General features: G+C 56.8%; 4 protein-coding genes. 3 read left to right on the forward strand and 1 reads right to left on the reverse strand.

Annotation, left to right across the window (positions count from 1 at the left end):
- A partial coding sequence (locus C448_RS01915) for an HAD-IC family P-type ATPase (protein ID WP_152415498.1) occupies window positions 1-454 on the forward strand: 454 nt, incomplete at its 5' end.
- A gap of 219 nt (window positions 455-673) precedes the next feature.
- Here C448_RS01915 and C448_RS01920 read toward each other — a convergent pair.
- Complete coding sequence (locus C448_RS01920; RefSeq protein WP_004051524.1) at window positions 674-994, reverse strand: winged helix-turn-helix transcriptional regulator; 321 nt, start codon at window positions 992-994, stop codon at window positions 674-676.
- 266 nt (window positions 995-1,260) lie between these two features.
- On the opposite strand from C448_RS01920, the gene C448_RS01925 reads away from it, so the two are divergent.
- Window positions 1,261-1,680 carry a DoxX family protein gene (locus C448_RS01925; protein ID WP_004051525.1) on the forward strand — a complete coding sequence of 140 codons (420 nt, stop codon included), beginning with the start codon at window positions 1,261-1,263 and terminating at the stop codon, window positions 1,678-1,680.
- Window positions 1,681-1,740: 60 nt separating this feature from the next.
- Window positions 1,741-2,297 (forward strand): VOC family protein (locus C448_RS01930; protein ID WP_193363103.1); only part of this gene is annotated, 557 nt, incomplete at its 3' end.

Raw genomic sequence — 2,297 nt, forward strand, 5'->3', positions numbered from 1 at the left:
CATTGATCCCACGAGCGTCCGAGCAGGGGTCCTCCCCGAGGACAAATCCGATGCCCTCAATGACATCCAACAGGGTGGCCGAAAGGCGATGATGGTCGGCGACGGCGTGAACGACGCACCGGCGCTTGCGACCGCCTACGTCGGAACCGCGATTGGCTCTGGTACCGACGTTGCTATCGAGGCCGCCGACGTCACCCTGATGCGCGACGACCCGCTCGACGTAGTGAAGGCGATCCGCATCAGCGATGGAACGCTCCAGAAGATCAAACAGAATCTCTTCTGGGCGCTTGGGTACAACACCGCGATGATCCCGCTGGCCTCGCTGGGTCTGCTCCAACCAGTGCTGGCGGCGGCCGCGATGGCGTTCTCATCGGTATCGGTGCTCTCGAACAGCCTGCTGTTCCGCCGGTACACTCCCGACCATGACTACGAACTGCTGGACTTCCTCCGCTAGCGGAGTCCGAAATTCTTCGCGAATTTGTGGCGATGTAGCCCGAGAACCACCTGAAGACAACAAGTAGATTGCTCATACCTTACTGGGCTTGAAATCTATTTTACCAGCATGAATTTCACGGAGAGCTATGCATGATGAATTGGCCTAGCCGACTTCTGGTATTACCGAACAGGGTCACTGCATCACTTGTTTTCCAGACAGTTGATGCTGGCTCTGGACCTACAGCCACTCCTCAGACCAGGCTTCGATTTCTTCGAAGACGGGGCGGAGCGACTGTCCCTTCTCCGTGAGTGAATAGTACGTGGCGACGGGTGCGTCTTCTTCAAGCCGACGTGTGACAAGGTCGGTCTCTTGTAAATCGTCAAGGACACGGGAGAGCGTTCGTGAACTTGCCCCGGTCGAGCGTTTGAGTTCGTTGAAACGTTTTTCGTTGCTTTGGAGGTCGTGGAGGACGATGAGTCGCCACTGGGAGCCGATCTGGTTCAGCGAATCGATAATCGAGCATGCCGTCTCGTCGTACCGTTCGTCAGCTTCGGACAATCTGTTTGCTTGGGCCACGGTTTGTTCCGTGGATATCCGTAGGCACTGAATTCTCAAATAGATTCGCTTCCGAACCTGGTAGCATTATGAAACCTGAAGTAACACCGCTGTCACCGGCTAACACCGACGTACCCTGATAACATCAGTGTCAGATTAGATATAAGTAGGTTCCAGAACGAACTAGATATCGTTGTGATAGCAGCTACGGTCGCACCACTAATCGCACCGCACACTAACCAGTCGCAGACGCAGGAGGTGAGCCAATAATGGCAATCGATGCTGGACTCGGCGCAATCGGCTTCCTCATTGCGAGGATACTCTTCGGCGGCCTCCTTGCGTTTCAGGGCCTCAATCACTTCCAGAACGCCGACGCGATGAGCGGATACGCTCAATCGAAGGGTGTCCCCGCAGCCCGGGCGGGCGTCCTGTTTTCCGGTGGAATGCTCATCTTCGGCGGGCTCGGCATCGTACTCGGAGTGTTCCCTGCGATTGCCGCGGGGGCAATCGCAGTCTTCCTCCTCGTTGCCACGCCGATGATGCACGACTTCTGGGCAGTGCCTGAAGACCAGCAGCAGGATGAGATGACGAGTTTCATCAAGAACGTCGAACTCCTCGGCGCATCGGTGGTCCTCCTCGCCCTCAGCAGTCAACCCTGGGCGTACGCACTGGGCGGTCTCGGGCTCTAATCGGCCGCGAAGCGCTTGATTTCCAAGAATAGATTTTCAAACGAGATACCCAAACAATACATGACTATCGAAATACCCGGACTCCATCACGTAACATCGATCGCGAGTAATCCCCAGCAGAATGTGGACTTCTATACGGAAGTCCTCGGTTTGCGCCTTGTCAAACGGACTGTCAACTTCGACGACAAATACACCTACCACCTCTACTACGGCGACGAAGTTGGCAACCCAGGAACTGTGTTGACGTTCTTCCCGTTCGAGGACGGTCGACAAGGTCGCGTCGGCCGCGGTCAGACGAGCGCGACCGCGTTCGTCATTCCCGAGGGGTCAGTCGACTACTGGATCGACCGGCTCGAATCGAGAGATGTCGACGTCGACACACCGCATACCCGGTTCGGCGAGACGGTCGTCCCGTTCCGCGATCACGACGTCCAGCCGTTGGAGCTTGTGACTGGCACGAGCGATATCGAACCATGGGCTGACGGGCCGGTCCCCGCAGACAACGCTATCCGCGGGTTCCATAGTGTGACGCTGGATTCTCTCAACCCCGAGAAGACGAGAGCGGTGCTTGAGACGTTGGGATATGAGTCAACTGCACAGGACGGAGAGCGGATGCG

Source organism: Halococcus morrhuae DSM 1307, from assembly GCF_000336695.1.
Taxonomy (GTDB): Archaea; Halobacteriota; Halobacteria; order Halobacteriales; family Halococcaceae; genus Halococcus; species Halococcus morrhuae.